This window comes from Streptomyces sp. NPDC000410 (assembly GCF_040300305.1).
Classification (GTDB): domain Bacteria; phylum Actinomycetota; class Actinomycetes; order Streptomycetales; family Streptomycetaceae; genus Streptomyces.
Genome location: NZ_JBEPDM010000001.1, coordinates 33,391 through 49,356, shown reverse-complemented (window position 1 = coordinate 49,356; position 15,966 = coordinate 33,391). Strand labels below are relative to the sequence as shown.

At 71.9% G+C, this 15,966-nt stretch carries 12 protein-coding genes; 9 read left to right on the top strand and 3 right to left on the bottom strand.

Going from position 1 to position 15,966, the window contains the following annotated elements; all coding sequences use genetic code 11:
• The 5 genes from ABT342_RS00230 to ABT342_RS00210 all read left to right on the top strand — a co-directional run.
• A partial coding sequence (locus ABT342_RS00230; RefSeq protein WP_351564639.1) for a PD-(D/E)XK nuclease family protein occupies window positions 1-1,946 on the top strand: 1,946 nt, incomplete at its 5' end.
• A gap of 183 nt (window positions 1,947-2,129) precedes the next feature.
• Entirely contained in the window at window positions 2,130-5,750 is a 3,621-nt protein-coding gene (locus tag ABT342_RS00225) for an ATP-dependent helicase (RefSeq protein ID WP_351564636.1), read from the top strand.
• Window positions 5,751-5,760: 10 nt separating this feature from the next.
• Window positions 5,761-7,158 carry a dipeptidase gene (locus ABT342_RS00220; RefSeq protein WP_351564634.1) on the top strand — a complete coding sequence of 466 codons (1,398 nt, stop codon included), beginning with the start codon at window positions 5,761-5,763 and terminating at the stop codon, window positions 7,156-7,158.
• Window positions 7,159-7,191: 33 nt separating this feature from the next.
• Window positions 7,192-8,133, top strand: a complete 942-nt coding sequence (gene nudC / locus ABT342_RS00215; RefSeq protein ID WP_351564632.1) for an NAD(+) diphosphatase — start codon at window positions 7,192-7,194, stop codon at window positions 8,131-8,133.
• A 233-nt stretch (window positions 8,134-8,366) separates the two neighbouring features.
• A complete protein-coding gene (locus tag ABT342_RS00210) occupies window positions 8,367-8,831 on the top strand; it encodes a hypothetical protein (protein ID WP_351564630.1) in 465 nt (154 codons plus the stop codon).
• Window positions 8,832-8,939: 108 nt separating this feature from the next.
• Here the strand turns inward: ABT342_RS00210 and ABT342_RS00205 are convergent, their stop codons facing one another.
• Entirely contained in the window at window positions 8,940-9,197 is a 258-nt protein-coding gene (locus ABT342_RS00205; protein ID WP_351564628.1) for a mycoredoxin, read from the bottom strand.
• Window positions 9,198-9,390: 193 nt separating this feature from the next.
• On the opposite strand from ABT342_RS00205, the gene ABT342_RS00200 reads away from it, so the two are divergent.
• The 4 genes from ABT342_RS00200 (at window position 9,391) to ABT342_RS00185 (ending at window position 12,942) form a co-directional block, all read left to right on the top strand.
• Window positions 9,391-11,571 carry an ATP-dependent DNA helicase UvrD2 gene (locus tag ABT342_RS00200; RefSeq protein WP_351564626.1) on the top strand — a complete coding sequence of 727 codons (2,181 nt, stop codon included), beginning with the start codon at window positions 9,391-9,393 and terminating at the stop codon, window positions 11,569-11,571.
• Between the two features lie 164 nt (window positions 11,572-11,735).
• Window positions 11,736-12,074 carry a hypothetical protein gene (locus ABT342_RS00195; RefSeq protein WP_351564623.1) on the top strand — a complete coding sequence of 113 codons (339 nt, stop codon included), beginning with the start codon at window positions 11,736-11,738 and terminating at the stop codon, window positions 12,072-12,074.
• A gap of 170 nt (window positions 12,075-12,244) precedes the next feature.
• Window positions 12,245-12,613, top strand: a complete 369-nt coding sequence (locus tag ABT342_RS00190) for a WhiB family transcriptional regulator (RefSeq protein WP_351566263.1) — start codon at window positions 12,245-12,247, stop codon at window positions 12,611-12,613.
• Window positions 12,610-12,942, top strand: coding sequence for a putative WhiB-interacting protein (locus ABT342_RS00185; protein WP_351564620.1), 333 nt, complete (start codon window positions 12,610-12,612; stop codon window positions 12,940-12,942). Before ABT342_RS00190 ends, ABT342_RS00185 begins: the two co-directional genes overlap by 4 nt.
• A 365-nt stretch (window positions 12,943-13,307) precedes the next feature.
• On the opposite strand, the gene ABT342_RS00175 is transcribed toward ABT342_RS00185, so the two are convergent.
• Entirely contained in the window at window positions 13,308-14,666 is a 1,359-nt protein-coding gene (locus ABT342_RS00175; protein ID WP_351564614.1) for an ABC1 kinase family protein, read from the bottom strand.
• A gap of 64 nt (window positions 14,667-14,730) precedes the next feature.
• Window positions 14,731-15,894, bottom strand: coding sequence for a ThiF family adenylyltransferase (locus ABT342_RS00170; protein ID WP_351564611.1), 1,164 nt, complete (start codon window positions 15,892-15,894; stop codon window positions 14,731-14,733).
• Window positions 15,895-15,966: the final 72 nt, after the last annotated feature.

The following is a 15,966-nucleotide window of genomic DNA, read 5'->3' as shown; positions in this document are numbered from 1 at the left end:
ATGACGCATCCATGCCGGCGCCGGGGCCGGCCCGCGGCGCGGGACTCGGAGACGGGCCCCATGACGCATCCGCACCCCTCGACCCCGAAACCGCCGTCACCCTCCTCACCTCCCCCCTCGGCGGCATGGACACCGCCGACCTCCGCCGCCTCGGGCGCGCCCTCCGCGACGAGGAGCGTGCCGCGGGCAACAAGATCCCGCCGCCGTCGGACACGCTCATCGCCCGTGCCCTCGCCGAGCCCGAGCGGCTCACCGTCCACGACTCCGCCTACACCCGCCGCGCCCACCACCTCGGCACGCTCCTGCGCAAGGCGCGCGAACTCCTCGACGGAGGCGGCACCGCCGAAGAGGCACTCTGGGAGCTCTGGAACGGCACCTCCTGGCCGCAGCGGCTCCAGCGCGCCTCCCTCCGCGGCGGCGCCGCCGGCCGCAACGCCGACCGCGACCTCGACGCCGTCTGCGCGCTCTTCGAGACCGCCGCGCGCGCCGAGGAGCGCACCGGTGGCCGCGGCGCCCTCAACTTCCTGGACGAGCTGGAGGCCCAGGACATCGCCGCCTCCACCCTCACCAGGAGGAGCTCACGCCCGGCCGCCGTACGCCTCATGACCGCCCACCGCTCCAAGGGCCTCGAATGGGGCCTCGTCGTCATCGCCGGCGTACAGGAAGGCCTCTGGCCCGATCTGCGCCGCCGCGGCTCCCTCCTCGAAGCCGACCGCATCGGCCGTGACGGCCTCGCCGAGCCCCTCACCCCCGGCGCCCTCCTCGCCGAGGAACGACGCCTCTTCTACGTCGCCGCCACCCGCGCCCGCCACCGCCTCGTCGTCACCGCCGTCAAGGCACCCGCCGACGACGGTGACCAGCCCTCCCGCTTCCTCACCGAACTCGGCCCGGAGCCGAAGGACGTCACCGGCCGCCCCCGCCGCCCCCTCGCCGTCGCCCCGCTCGTCGCCGAACTGCGCGCCACCACCGTCGACCCCGACGCCTCCCCCGCCCTGCGCGACGCGGCCGCCCGCCGCCTCGCCCGCCTCGCCGCGCTCACCGACGACGAAGGCCAGCCGCTCGTCCCCGCCGCTCACCCCCAGCGCTGGTGGGGATTGAACGAACCGACCCACAGCCGGGTTCCCCTGCGCGACCGCGATCACCCGGTCGCGCTCTCCGGCAGCGCCCTCGACCAGCTCGCCAACACCTGCGCCCTCCAGTGGTTCCTGGGCCGCGAGGTCAAGGCGGACGCCCCCGCCACCGCCGCCCAGGGCTTCGGCAACGTCGTCCACGTCCTCGCCGACGAGGTCGCGTCCGGCCGCACCCCCGCCGACCTCGCCGTCCTGATGGAGCGCCTCGACTCCGTCTGGGACGGGCTCGTCTTCGACGCCCCCTGGAAGTCGGCCCAGGAGAAGGAGCACGCCCGCGCCGCCCTCGAACGCTTCCTCCGCTGGCACGTCATGGACCGCGCGGGCCGCACCCCCGCCGCCACGGAGCACGGATTCGACGTGACCCTCGAAGCGGGTCCGTACGAAGTACGGATCCGCGGCTCCATGGACCGCGTCGAACAGGACGAGCACGGCCGCGCCTACGTCGTCGACTTCAAGACCGGCAAGCAGGCCCCGACCAAGGACGAGGTCGCCCACCACCCCCAGCTCGCCGTCTACCAGCTCGCCGTCCGCGAGGGCGCGGTCGACGATGTGTTCGACGGCCGCCGCCCCGAGCCCGGCGGCGCCGAGCTCGTACAGCTGCGCCAGCCCGCCCCCAAGAAGGAGGGCGGCGAAGCCCTGCCGAAGATCCAGTCCCAGGAGCCCCTCAGCGGGGAATGGGTCGGCGACCTCCTCGCCACCGCCGCCGGCCGCGTACTCGACGAACGCTTCACCCCCACCACGGGCACCCACTGCGGCCACTGCTCCTTCCGCGCCTCGTGCAGCGCCCAGCCCGAGGGCCGCCACACCGTCGAATGACGAGCCGGACGAGGAGCCGGACGACGAGCCGGGCGGCGAGCCGGGCGGCGGGCGCGGGATCACGGGCCGGAGAAAGACCGGTCGCGATGCAGACCGGTTGGATGCAGATCGGCCGGAGGAAGACCGGCCGGAGCAAGATCGGCCGAATGAGGATTGTCAGCGGGGCCCATTAGCCTCTTTGGGGTGTCCGCACACATCACCGACCCCGAGCAGCTCAAAGAGCTCCTCGACATCCCGTTCACCCCGGAGCAGACGGCCTGCATCACCGCGCCGCCCGCCCCGCAGGTCATCGTGGCCGGAGCCGGGTCGGGCAAGACGACGGTGATGGCCGCGCGCGTGGTGTGGCTCGTGGGCACGGGCCAGGTCGCCCCGGAGCAGGTCCTCGGCCTGACCTTCACCAACAAGGCGGCGGGCGAGCTCGCCGAGCGCGTCCGCGCCGCGCTCGTACGGGCAGGGGTCACCGACCCCGACGTGATCGACCCGGACAACCCACCCGGCGAGCCCCGCATCTCCACGTACCACGCCTTCGCCGGGCAGCTCCTCACCGATCACGGCCTGCGCATCGGGCTCGAGCCGACCTCCCGGCTCCTCGCCGACGCCACCCGCTTCCAGCTCGCCGCCCGAGTGCTGCGCGAAGCCCCCGGCCCCTACCCCGCGCTGACCAAGTCCTTCCCCTCCCTGGTCAGCGATCTGCTCGCGCTCGACGCCGAGCTCGCGGAGCACCTCGTACGCCCGGAGCGACTGCGCGCGTACGACTCCGACCTGCTGAGCGCCCTCGAATCCGCCAAACTCACCAACGCCGACCTGCGCAAGATCCCCGAGACCGCGGCCGCCCGCCGCGAGCTCCTGGACCTCACCGAGCGCTACCGCACGGCCAAGCGCGCCCGCGACCTCCTCGACTTCGGCGACCAGATCGCCCTGTCCGCCGAGCTCGCGCTCACCCGCCCCGAAGTGAGCCGCATCCTGCGCGAGGAGTTCCGCGTCGTCCTCCTCGACGAGTACCAGGACACCTCCGTGGCGCAGCGCCTGCTGCTCTCCGGCCTGTTCGGCGGGGGCACCGGCCATGCCGTGACCGCCGTCGGCGACCCCTGCCAGGCGATCTACGGCTGGCGCGGCGCGTCCGTCGCCAACCTGGACGACTTCCCGGAGCACTTCCCGCACGCGGACGGCAGCCCCGCCACCCGCTTCTCACTCAGCGAGAACCGCCGCAGCGGCGGCCGCCTCCTCGACCTCGCCAACGGCCTCGCCGAGCCGCTGCGCGCGATGCACGAAGGCGTCGAAGCGCTGCGGCCGGCCCCCGGCGCCGAGCTCAACGGCTCCGTACGGATCGCCCTGCTGCCCACCCACGCCGAGGAGATCGAGTGGCTCGCCGACTCGATCGCGCACCTCGTCCGCACCGGCAGGGAGCCGGGCGGGATCGCCGTCCTGTGCCGTACGGCAGGGGACTTCGCCGAGATCCAGGGCGCCCTGGTCGCCCGTGACATCCCCGTGGAGGTCGTCGGCCTCTCGGGACTGCTCCACCTCCCGGAGGTCGCCGACCTGGTCGCGGTCTGCGAAGTCCTCCAGGACCCGGGGGCGAACGCCTCGCTCGTACGGCTCCTCACCGGCCCCCGCTGGCGCATCGGCCCCCGCGACCTGGCCCTGCTCGGCCGCCGCGCCCGCCTCCTCGTGCACCGCGCGCAGGACGACGGCCAGGACCCCGACCAGCGCCTCGCCGCGGCCGTCGAAGGCACCGACCCCGCCGAGGTGATCTCACTCGCCGACGCGCTCGACACCTTCCTGGAGGCGGCCGAACCGGACGACGGCCTGCCGTTCTCCGCGGAGGCCCGCGTCCGCTTCGCGCACCTCGCCCAGGAACTCCGCGACCTGCGCCGCTCGCTGGCCGACCCGCTCATGGACGTCCTGCACCGGGTCCTGGCCACCACCGGCCTGGAGGTCGAGCTCTCCGCCTCGCCGCGCGCCCTGGCGGCCCGCCGCCGCGAGACCCTCGCGAACTTCCTGGACACCGCCGCCTCCTTCGCCGCACTCGACGGCGACGCCAGCCTTCTCGCCTTCCTCGGCTTCCTGCGCACCGCCGAGCAGTACGAGAAGGGCCTCGACAACGCCCTGCCCGGCGGGGACAACACGGTCAAGGTGCTCACCGCCCACAAGTCCAAAGGACTCGAGTGGGACGTCGTCGCCGTCCCCGGCCTCGTCACCGACCAGTTCCCGAGCACCCGAGCCCGCGAGTCCTGGACCTCCCAGGCCAAGGTCCTCCCGCACGCGCTGCGCGGCGACGCCGACACACTCCCGGACATCACCTCCTGGGACGCGAAGAGCCTCAAAGCCTTCAAGGAGGAGATGAAGAGCCATCAGCACACGGAGGAACTCCGCCTGGGCTACGTGACGTTCACCCGCCCCCGCTCGCTGCTCCTCGGATCGGCCCACTGGTGGGGCCCGACCCAGAAGCGCCGCCGCGGCCCCTCGGCCTTCCTGAACGCCCTGTACGACCACTGCGCGGCCGGCTTCGGCGAGATCGAGGCCTGGGCCGACGAGCCCGAGGAGGACGCGGAGAACCCGGCCCTCCACGCGACGACGGCGGAGTACGCCTGGCCCCTGCCCCTGGACCCCACGGCCATGGCCCGCCGCCGCAAGGCGGCGGACCTGGTCTTCGCGCACCTGAACGCCCCGGGCCCGGCCACGCCGTCCACGCCCGCACCGGAGGCGCCGGAGGAGGACCTGTGGGACGAACAGGCATGGGAGGAGGAATTCGCCCACGACCCCGAAGAGGCGTGGCCCGAGGAGCCCGACGCATTCGAGGACGCGTACGTATCCGGGGACGCGTACGTACCCGAGGACGGCGGCGCCCCCGAGGACGCCCACGCACCCGCGGACCGCGACGTACCCGAGGACGCCGACGCGCACGGCGATCGCGACGTACCTGCGGACCGCAACGCACCCGCCGACCGCGGCGTACCCGAGCGCCCCGACGACGAGCAGCTGTGGCCGTCCGACGGGCACGAGCATGCCCCCACCCCTCCCCGTACGCCCCATCTCCCCGCCCAGCGGGCCGAGCCGCTCACCCCTGAGGAAGCCCGCACCATCGCCTCCTGGGACCGCGATCTCGACGCGCTCACCGGCGAACTGCGCCGCGCCCGCGCGTCCGTGCGCGACGTGCTCGTACCGCCGTCGCTGTCCGCCTCCCAGCTGCTGCGGCTCGCCTCCGACCCGGACGGCTTCGCCCAGGAGCTGGCCCGCCCCATGCCGCGCCCGCCGCAGCGGGCGGCCCGCCGCGGCACCCGGTTCCACGCCTGGGTGGAGTCGCGGTTCGAGGAGCTGCCACTGCCCATGCTCGGCCCCGACGAGCTGCCGGGCCGCGACCCGGACGACCCGGACGAGGCGGAGATCGCCGATGAGCGCGACCTGGCCGTACTCAAGGAGGCGTTCGAGCGCACCCCGTACGCCCGGCGCACGCCGTACCGCGTGGAGGCGCCCGTCCAGGTCACGCTCGCGGGCCGCGTCATCAGAGGACGGATCGACGCCGTCTACCGGGACGACGCCACCGGTGCGTTCGAGATCGTCGACTGGAAGACCAGCCGGGCCCAGGACGCCGACCCGCTCCAGCTCGCCGTCTACCGACTCGCCTGGGCCGAACGCCACGGCCTGCCGCCCGACTCCGTGACGGCCGCCTTCGTGTACGTCCGCACAGGAGAGATCGTCCGCCCCGAGGAGCTGCCCGACCGGGCCGCCCTGGAGCGGCTGCTCCTCGACGACCCCGAGCCCGTGCGGGACCGGGCCGGCGAACCCGCCTCCGGCGCCGGTTAGGCTCAAGGCCATGAGCGCCACCCCGGACACCGCCGTCCGTACGTACATCGAGCAGCACAGCGCGGCCTTCCTCGACGACCTCGCCGCGTGGCTGCGCATCCCCTCCGTCTCGGCCCAGCCCGAACACGACGGGGACGTACGGCTCAGCGCAGAGTGGCTCACGGCCAAGCTCAAGGAGACCGGCTTCCCGACCGCCGAGATCTGGCCGACGGACGGCGCGCCCGCCGTCTTCGCCGAATGGCCCTCCACCGACCCGGACGCCCCGACCGTCCTCGTCTACGGCCACCACGACGTCCAGCCCGCCGCCCGCGAGGACGGCTGGCACACCGACCCGTTCGAGCCCGTCGTCAAGGACGGCCGGATGTACGCACGGGGCGCGGCCGACGACAAGGGCCAGGTCTTCTTCCACACCCTGGGCGTCCGCGCCCACCTCGCCGTCACCGGCCGCACCGCCCCCGCCGTCAACCTGAAGCTCCTCGTCGAGGGTGAGGAGGAGTCCGGCTCGCCGCACTTCCGCGCCCTCGTCGAGCAGCACCGCGACCGGCTCACCGCCGACGCCGTGATCGTCTCCGACACCGGCATGTGGTCCGAGACGACGCCCACCGTCTGCACCGGCATGCGCGGCCTCGCCGACTGCGAGATCGCGCTGTACGGCCCCGACCAGGACATCCACTCCGGCTCCTTCGGCGGCGCCGTACCCAACCCGGCCACGGTCGCCGCCCGCCTGGTCGCCGGGCTCCACGACGAGGACGAGCACGTCGCGATCCCGGGCTTCTACGACGGCATCGTGGAACTGACGGACGCCGAGCGCGCGCTCCTCGCCGAGCTGCCCTTCGACGAGGCCGAGTGGCTGCGTACGGCCAAGTCGTACGCGACCCTCGGCGAGGCCGGACACTCCACGCTGGAGCGCATCTGGGCCCGGCCGACCGCCGAGGTCAACGGCATCGGCGGCGGCTACCAGGGCCCCGGCGGAAAGACGATCATCCCGTCCTCCGCCCAGCTGAAGCTCTCCTTCCGCCTGGTCGCCGGCCAGGACCCGGACCGTGTCGAGGAAGCGGTCCGCGACTGGGTCGCCACTCGGATCCCCGCGGGAATCCGGCACGAGATCACCTTCGGTGCCGCGACCCGCCCCTGCCTGACCCCGCTGGACCACCCCGCACTCCAGGCGGTCGCCCGGTCCATGGGACGTGCCTTCGACGGCCGGAAGATCCGCTTCACCCGCGAGGGCGGCTCCGGCCCGGCGGCGGACCTCCAGGACGTGCTCGGGGCACCCGTACTCTTCCTGGGCATCTCCGTTCCGTCCGACGGCTGGCACGCGCCCAACGAGAAAGTCGAGCTGGACCTGCTGCTCAAGGGTGTCGAGACGACCGCCTACCTGTGGGGCGACCTCGCAGATGCCCTCCGCTGACCAGACACCCACCCGGGGGAGTTGGAAGTACCTGTGACCACCTTCGATCACGTCGTTGACCGCCGTCCCATCGGCCTCACCGCACCGAGCGGCATCGACCGCGCGGCGCACCACCGGCTCGACGAGGCCTGGCTCGCGGCGGCCTGGAGCCACCCGACGACCCGGGTGTTCGTGATCTCCGGCGGACAGGCGCTCATCGACGACACCCCCGACGGCGGTACCGAACTCGTCATGACGCCGGCCTTCGAGGCCCCCCTCACCGAGACCCACCGCTACTTCCTCGGCACCGACGAGGAGGGCGTCAGCTATTTCGCCCTGCAGAAGGACGCCCTGCCCGGACGCATGGACCAGTCCGCCCGCGCCGCCGGCCTGCGCGAGGCGGGACTGCTGCTCTCGCCGCGCGATGCCGGGCTGATGGTGCACGCGGTCGCGCTGGAGAACTGGCAGCGCCTCCACCGCTTCTGCTCACGCTGCGGCGAACGCACGGTCATCGCCGCCGCCGGACACATCCGCCGCTGCCCCGCCTGCGGCGCCGAGCACTACCCCCGCACCGACCCCGCGGTGATCATGCTGGTCACGGACGAGGAGGACCGCGCCCTGCTCGGCCGTCAGGTGCACTGGCCGGAGGGCCGCTTCTCCACGCTCGCGGGCTTCGTCGAGCCCGGGGAGTCCATCGAGCAGTCGGTGGTCCGCGAGGTGTTCGAGGAGGCCGGTGTCCGGGTCGGCGAGGTCGAGTACGTGGCCAGCCAGCCCTGGCCCTTCCCGTACAGCCTGATGCTGGGCTTCATGGCACGCGCCAGCTCGTCGGAGATCAACGTCGACGGCGAGGAGATCGAGGAGGCGCGCTGGTTCTCGCGGGAAGAGCTGGGTGCCGCCTTCGAGTCCGGGGAGGTGCTGCCTCCCTACGGAATCTCGATTGCGGCCCGCCTCATCGAGCTCTGGTACGGCAAGCCCCTGCCGAAGCCGTCGCACTGACGCCCCGGCCCGTTGAGCCGGTGCCCTGGGGCGTCCGGTGCAATGCGATGGTCTTTTCGTGTGCTTATCTCCCCGGAAGCGCGGTGCGGTCCCTGCCAGCGGGGAGTCTGTGCCTCGACACAGACCGCTTCGCAGAAAGGGAAAACCGCGAAATGGAATCCGAGCGCAGCCGCACGCCTCGTCGGCACAGCCCGGCCGGGCGCTTGGGCTGGACTGTCAGAACTCTGTCGGCAGTGACGGGTGCCGTCCTCGCAGGGGCCCTCCTGGTCCCGCAGGCAGCCGCCATGGGTATCGACGGGTACAAGGACAAGGACAAGCAGAAGAAGTGCGGAAAACTATCCACCAGCCTCGCGGTGGTCGACTTCGGTACGTCTTTCCAGGGCACAGAGTTCCGCGTCACATCCGACCGCGAGGGCGAGGCGTTCCTCAATGACGACCGCAACCCGGGCGTCTGGGTAGACCTCGACGTCGTCCCCGGTGCCCCGCCCTGTGTGGTGGACACCGCTGTGGCGGTGACCGAACCCGGCTCGGGCACCAACCCGCCCCGCACGGCTCAGCGCCTCCATGTGGACCTGCTGACCGACACGGGAATCCTCTACGAGGCCGAGTGCAGGTACGACGGGACTCCGTTCGACGCGTCGAACCTGGCGGCGGCTTGTGGGGCGGGGTTCACCCCGGTTCCGGGTACGCCCGTGTGACATAGGCCCCCCTCCCTGGTGGCCACACGGCACGAGGGCATGTGAAAGCCCCCGCCTCGGCGGGGGCTTCTCCATGCGTGAGGTCCACGTCATGGGTCAACGGGAGCGTCAGACGGCCAGGGCCTGCTTCACCTGGGCAAGGCTCGGGTTCGTCATCACGATCTCCGCGCCACCGTCGGCGGGAACCACCCGAACCGTCGGAACCGTCTGGTTTCCACCGTTCGCCTTCTCGACGAAGGCCGCGGACTGCGGGTCCTCCTCGATGTTGACCTCGACGTACGAGATGCCTTCCCGGTCGAGCTGGCTCTTCAGCCGACGGCAGTAGCCGCACCAGGTCGTGCTGTACATCGTCAGAGTTCCCTGCATGTCCGTCCCGCTCCTTCGACTCTTGGGGTGTCCGGGTAGTCGAACGTACGCGACCCCGGCCGCCATTCCCGGACACCCTCCCGGTGTCCTCTCCCGGCACCCGTACCTCCCGGCACCCGCATTAGTACGACCGCAACGGACCCGCTGTGGACAACGGTCTCGGTGATCTCACCGAACCTGGCAGCATGGCGGGGTGACAGCAGCAACGCACTCCACTCTCTTCCCTCAGGTCCCCGAGTCGGCGGACGCGGTGCTCGACGGGCTCGACCCCGAGCAGCGCGCGGTCGCCACGGCCCTGACCGGTCCGGTGTGCGTCCTGGCGGGCGCGGGCACCGGCAAGACGCGGGCGATCACCCATCGCATCGCGTACGGGGTGCGCGCCGGGATACTCCCGCCCGCGAGTGTGCTGGCCGTCACGTTCACCAACCGTGCCGCGGGAGAGATGAGGGGCCGGCTGCGACAGCTCGGCGCGGGCGGCGTACAGGCTCGCACCTTCCACTCGGCAGCCCTCCGCCAGCTCCAGTACTTCTGGCCGAAAGTCGTCGGAGGCGATCTGCCCCGACTGCTGGAACGTAAGATCCAGCTCGTCGCCGAGGCCGCCGCGCGCTGCCGCATCCGGCTCGACCGCAATGAGCTCAGGGACGTGACCAGCGAGATCGAGTGGGCCAAGGTCACCCAGACCGTGCCCGCCGACTATCCCGCCGCCGTCGCCAAGACGCTGCGGGACGCTCCTCGCGACGCGGCCGAGATTGGCCAGATCTACGCCATGTACGAGCAGCTCAAGCGCGACCGCTCGGTGATCGACTTCGAGGACGTCCTGCTGCTCACGGTCGGCATCCTCCAGGACCGCCACGACATCGCCGACCAGATCCGCCGCCAGTACCAGCACTTCGTGGTGGACGAGTACCAGGACGTGTCGCCACTCCAGCAGCGCCTGCTGGAGCTGTGGCTCGGCGACCGGGACAGCCTCTGCGTCGTCGGCGACGCCAGCCAGACGATCTACTCCTTCACCGGTGCCACCCCCGACCACCTGCTGAACTTCCGCACCCGCCACCCGGGCGCGACGGTCGTGAAACTCGTGCGGGACTACCGCTCCACCCCCCAGGTGGTGCATCTCGCCAACGGACTGCTGAGCCAGGCCCGGGGCCGCGCCGCCGAGCACCGCCTCGAGCTGATCTCCCAGCGCGACCCCGGCCCCGAACCGGCCTACACGGAGTACGCGGACGAGCCCGCCGAGGCCGAGGGCACCGCCCGCCGGATCCGCGACCTGATCGCCGCGGGTGTCCCGGCCGGTGAGATCGCCGTGCTCTACCGGATCAACGCCCAGTCCGAGGTCTACGAACAGGCCCTCGCCGACGCCGGCGTGCCCTACCAGCTGCGCGGCGCCGAGCGGTTCTTCGAGCGCGCCGAGGTGCGGGAGGCGGGCGTCGCCCTGCGCGGCGCTGCCCGGGCCGGCGGGAACGACACCCTCCTGGACGACGCCGAGGATCTGCCCTCCCAGGTCAGAGCGGTGCTCTCGACCAAGGGCTGGACCAGCGAGCCCCCGGCCGGATCCGGCGCGGTCCGCGACCGCTGGGAGTCGCTGGCCTCGCTGGTCCGGCTCGCCGAGGACTTCGCCCGGGCCAAGCCGGGGGCGAGCCTCTCCGATCTCGTCGCCGAACTCGACGAACGGGCAGCGGCCCAGCACGCCCCCACGGTCCAGGGCGTCACCCTCGCCTCGCTGCACTCCGCGAAGGGCCTGGAATGGGATGCCGTCTTCCTGGTCGGCCTCACCGAAGGCATGATGCCGATCACCTACGCCAAGACCGACGAGCAGGTGGAGGAAGAGCGCAGGCTGCTCTACGTCGGCGTCACCCGCGCCCGGCTGCATCTGTCGCTGTCCTGGGCCCTGTCCCGTGCACCGGGCGGCCGGGCCTCCCGCCGCCCGACCCGATTCCTGAACGGACTGCGCCCGGGCTCCGCGGCGCCCGGTGCACGCGGCGCGGGCGGTGGCGGCGGCGTCGAGCGCGGCAGCGGGTCCACCGGTCGGCGCAAGCGCCGCGGCCCGGTGCTGTGCCGGGTGTGTGGCAAGACACTCACCGACGCCGGTGAGATGAAACTGATGCGCTGCGAGGACTGCCCCTCCGACATGGACGAGGCACTGTACGAGCGCCTCCGCGAGTGGCGCTCCGACCAGGCGAAGGAGCTGGGCCAGCCCGCGTACTGCGTCTTCACCGACAAGACCCTGATGGCGATCGCCGAGGCGGTCCCCGGCAGCGAGGGGGAGCTGGCAGGCATCTCCGGGGTGGGCGGCCGCAAGCTGGAGCGCTTCGGAGCCGATGTCCTGGCCATCTGTGCAGGTCAGGAGCTTGGGGAGGGCGATGAAGAGGACTGATGCAAACTCGTCGAAAAAATAGTTTGCGCCCGCCCCAGTCATCCCCATAGGTTCTTAACCACGGGAACAGCGACTTCTCTGAAGCCCTGTCCTCGTGCTGTACTTATCCGAATACGCGTGACCGGCCCGGCCGGTCCCCGAGACGCCGAGAGGAGGCGATTCCAGTGATCAGCACCAACACCAGCTTCATTCGCACCACCGCCAAAATGACCGATCGCTCGGTCGTCTCCGCCTGCTCGCTCGGCCTCTCCGGTTCGGCGTTCATTGGCGCCGGTCTGTCCGGCTTCGCAGCCGTCCTTCCGGTCTCCCTTCCCACGGGTCTGCCCGTCCGGGAGCGCAATGAGCGACCGACCAAGGCACTGGAAGCAGGAGTAGCAGCAGCAGAGGCCAAGGCCTACGCGCTCGCGGCGGCCAGTGCCGAAACCCAGAAGCAGCAGACGACGCAGCACCACCACACGATGTGGGCCTTCCGTGGGCTCGAACCCTGGAGTGATCCAGCCTGATCCAGCATCAGGCCGGCGCCTTCAGGGCCGCGGAACCCCACCCGGGATCCGCGGCCCTTCTGTTTTCCCTGATGAGGAAGACGGAACGAAGGGGCCTCGGGACCAGCAAGACCCGGTACCAGCAGAAGCCCGGTCAACCGACCGGAACGACAGACGAGGAAAACACCACCGTGCAACTCGAAGCGCACGCCCCGTCCGTACCGCCTTCCGAAACGATCCCCCCGCCCGGCCTCACGGAGGACTCCGCCTTGATCCCGCTCACCGCGCTGACCGCGCTCGACGACGCCATCGAGAACCTCGGCGTACCCGTCCCCTGCCGTTCCTACGACCCGGAGGTCTTCTTCGCGGAGTCGCCGGCCGACGTCGAGTACGCCAAGTCCCTCTGCCGCACCTGCCCGCTGATGGAGGCCTGCCTCGCCGGTGCCAAGGAGCGGCGCGAGCCGTGGGGCGTCTGGGGCGGAGAGCTGTTCGTCCAGGGCGTGGTCGTCGCCCGCAAGCGGCCGCGTGGTCGCCCGCGCAAGAACCCGGTCGCGGCATGAACGCCCTGAAGCGCACCGGAACCATCGACCGTCCCCTCACGCACGATCCCCAGAAGCAGGCCCCGATGACCTCTTCCACCAGCGAGCCGTCCGGCTCCGCGACCCCAGCTGTCACCACCATCGGCGCGAACGCCTCGCGTCAGAACAGGACCCGTGAGATGCAACTCATTCCAGAAGCCCTGGCACGTGCTCATATGCATGAGCGCCTGCGGGAAGCCGGTGCGGAACGCCAGGCCGCGCGCCTGATCGCCGCCCGGCGGATGCAGCGGCGCGCCGAGCGCGTCTCCATGCGCGCCCGCCGCGCGCTCGCCATGGCCGTCATGCACTGAACCGACGACCCGGCAGCACGCACCGTGCACAGCTCCTACCGCGGGGGCCGGTCCGAACGGACCGGCCCCCGCGGTGCGTTGTCCCTGCCCCGGCCCCGTGCGGGTTTATTGTCACGAGGTGGACCAGCAGACTCATCACCCTGAGGAGCCGGGTGCCGAGAACGTCGTGTGTTCCCGGTGCGGCAAGGTTGCCGAGGGCCCTCCGCCAACCTGGATCTGTTCCGTGGAGAAGGGCCGGCGCCACTACTTCTGCGACGAATGCGCCCGCGCCAACATCAGGTCCATCGAGGGCCGCCTCGACTCCGCCTGGTGGTGACGCAGGGGGGCCCTCCCCCTCCCCCGCCGCCCTCCCCTCCCGGATGTTTCTAGGCCTGCGCGGCGACGTCATCCGGTTCCGGGAGGAAACCGGGGAGCCAGGCCTCCAGCTCGTCGCGGAGGCGTACCGTCGCGTTCAGCTGGCAGAGCACGCCGATCGTGCTCAGTGTCACGCGGTGGATCAGCAGATACGCGGGCGGCAGGTTGAGCTGCTTGCCCAGCTGGTGCGCGGGGGAGCGAGGATCGGCGATTCGCGCTGCCTGGGTGCGCAGCCAGCCGCGGGTGAAGGTGAAGGCATCAGCCTCGGCGGGCTCGATGATCGGCAGCAGATACTCCAGCACCGCGTCCGGGTCGAGTTCTATCGACTCCTTGACGAAGCCTTCCTCGCAGAGCAGCCCGTAGACCGTTTCGGCCTCGCCTTCCAGAGTCATCCGCAACGACTCGCCGATGGTCGCGGGCAGCCCGCCCGGCAGTCGGTCGACGGTGCCGAAGTCCAGCACGCCGAGGCGCCATTCGCCGTCGCCGTCGCCGTCGGCGGGGAGCAGTCGGAAGTTCCCTGGGTGCGGGTCCGCGTGCAGCAGGCCCGTGCGGGCGGGGCCGGAGAAGAGGAAACGGGCCAACAGCTGGCCCGCGCGGTCCCGCTGCTCGGGCGTGCCCTCGTTGATCACCTCGGACAGAGGTATCCCGTCGATCCACTCGGTCACCAGTATCTGGTCGGTCTGGTGCACCACCTCCGGCACGACCACATCGGGATCGTCCGCGAACTCCTCCGCGTGCTCCTGCTGGGCCTGTGCCTCCAGGGCGTAGTCCAGCTCCTCCGAGACCCTGTCGCGCAACTCGGTGATCAGCGGCTTGATGTCCATGCCCGGTATCAGTGGCCCGAGCAGCCGGGCGAACCGGCTCAACTGGGCCAAATCGGATAGAAGTGCCTCGCCGGCTCCCGGGTACTGCACCTTCACCGCGACCTCGCGCCCGTCGTGCCATACGGCGCGGTGGACCTGGCCTATCGAGGCGGCGGCCGCGGGCTTGTCCTCGAACTCCAGGAAGAGGTCCCGCCAGTCCTCGCCCAGCCGCTCCGCGAGCACCTCGTGAACGGTGCGCGTCGGCATCGGCGGAGCTGCCTCCTGCAGCTTGGTCAGCGCGGCCCGGTAGGGGCCGGCCACCTCCTCGGGCAGGGCGGACTCGAAGACGGACATGGCCTGTCCGAACTTCATCGCACCCCCCTTGAGCTCGCCCAGCACCTTGAACAGCTGCTCCGCCGTCCGCTGTTGCAGCTCACGGGCCACGATCTCCGCCGACTTGCCGCCGATGCGCTTACCCAGGCCCCACGTGGCACGGCCGGCGAAGCTCAATGGCAGAGCGGCCAACTTGGCGGTACGGGTGACCGCTTTCCGGGGAAGATCAGACATGCGCCCCTCCAAATCCCAGATGCCGTGCCGCGTGTGCCCAACGGCATGGCTCCGTTGGCAGCGGCTACCCGGCCATTGTGTCGTGCCTTGTCCCGGCACCCGAGGCGCGCTCCCCCTCAGTCTGCCCAGCCGCACCGCAGGGACAGTCGTGACGGGCGCCGATCTGCTCCGATCGCCAGCCCAGCAGGGGCAGCGACGTCTCCCACCGGGCACCCGTGCTCGTTGGCAGATCGCCGTCCAGGAACGACAGCGCGTGTGCGGCCGCCATGCCGGCGACCGCTGTGGCGAGGGCGAGGTCGCACCCCTCGGCCGCGGGCCGGCGCCCCGACCGCCACTGCGCCAGCATCCTCGGCCACACCGGATCCCGCTCTGCCCGGCCCAGCGCCAGACATCCCGCACAGGCCGTGCCGCCCGGTAGCACCAGAGGGCCCACCACCCCCGTGGCCTCCACAACCCCCGCGTACAGATGGGGAGTCCCAGAGGTGATCCAGCTCTCGGCCGCCGCCGGATCGGGGGCGTAGGCGGCGAGGCCGTCCCTGGGGGCGACGACGACCAGGGAAAGGGCCGGTTCGTCGGGAGCGCTGTCGTCCAGGGGCGGGCCGCCCGCCGGACGCCGTTTCGACCGTGGGGTCGTGCCCGGAGCGGACCGCCGCACCAGCTGCCGTGCCGCCGAGGCCCGGCGCTCACCCACCGCATCCGCCGGCAGCCCGCCGGGAGCCACGTCCCACGGCTCCGCACACCCTCCGTCCAGGACATCGACCCGGCCCACCCCGGAGGCGGACAGCACCGCCGCGATCGCCGCCCCGACCCGGCCCGCGCCCCGGACCTGGACCCGCATGGCACCGCGCGCCGCCAACCGGCGCATCCCGCCGCCCGGTTCCGGATGGACGACGCAGAGCGAGGCGAGATCGGCGCGCAGCCGGTCCAGCGCGCCGGTCCGCTGCCGTAACGCATCGGCCGGTGGGCCACCGCCCGTCGCGTCGTCGACCAGGCCGGCCGCGGTCAACCGGCCCAGCACCGCGTCCACGTGACCGTCGGGCAGACCTATCGCCCGGGCCTCCTCGCGCAGCCGGGGCAGTCCCCGGACCCCGTCGAACAGCGAGAGGAGACTTCCGGTCGCCGTGTCCACCGGGCCGACTAGCACCGCGTGCGCCGGTGCCACCCCGAACTGCACGTACTGAAGGTCCCGCCAGGCGCGCCGCAGCGCGGGCTTCACCATGGGATGCATATCCGTCCCCCGTTTCGTTCCCATCCGTTCCCGGCCGTTCCCAGCTCGGTTTGCTGCGTTGTCGCATCAGAA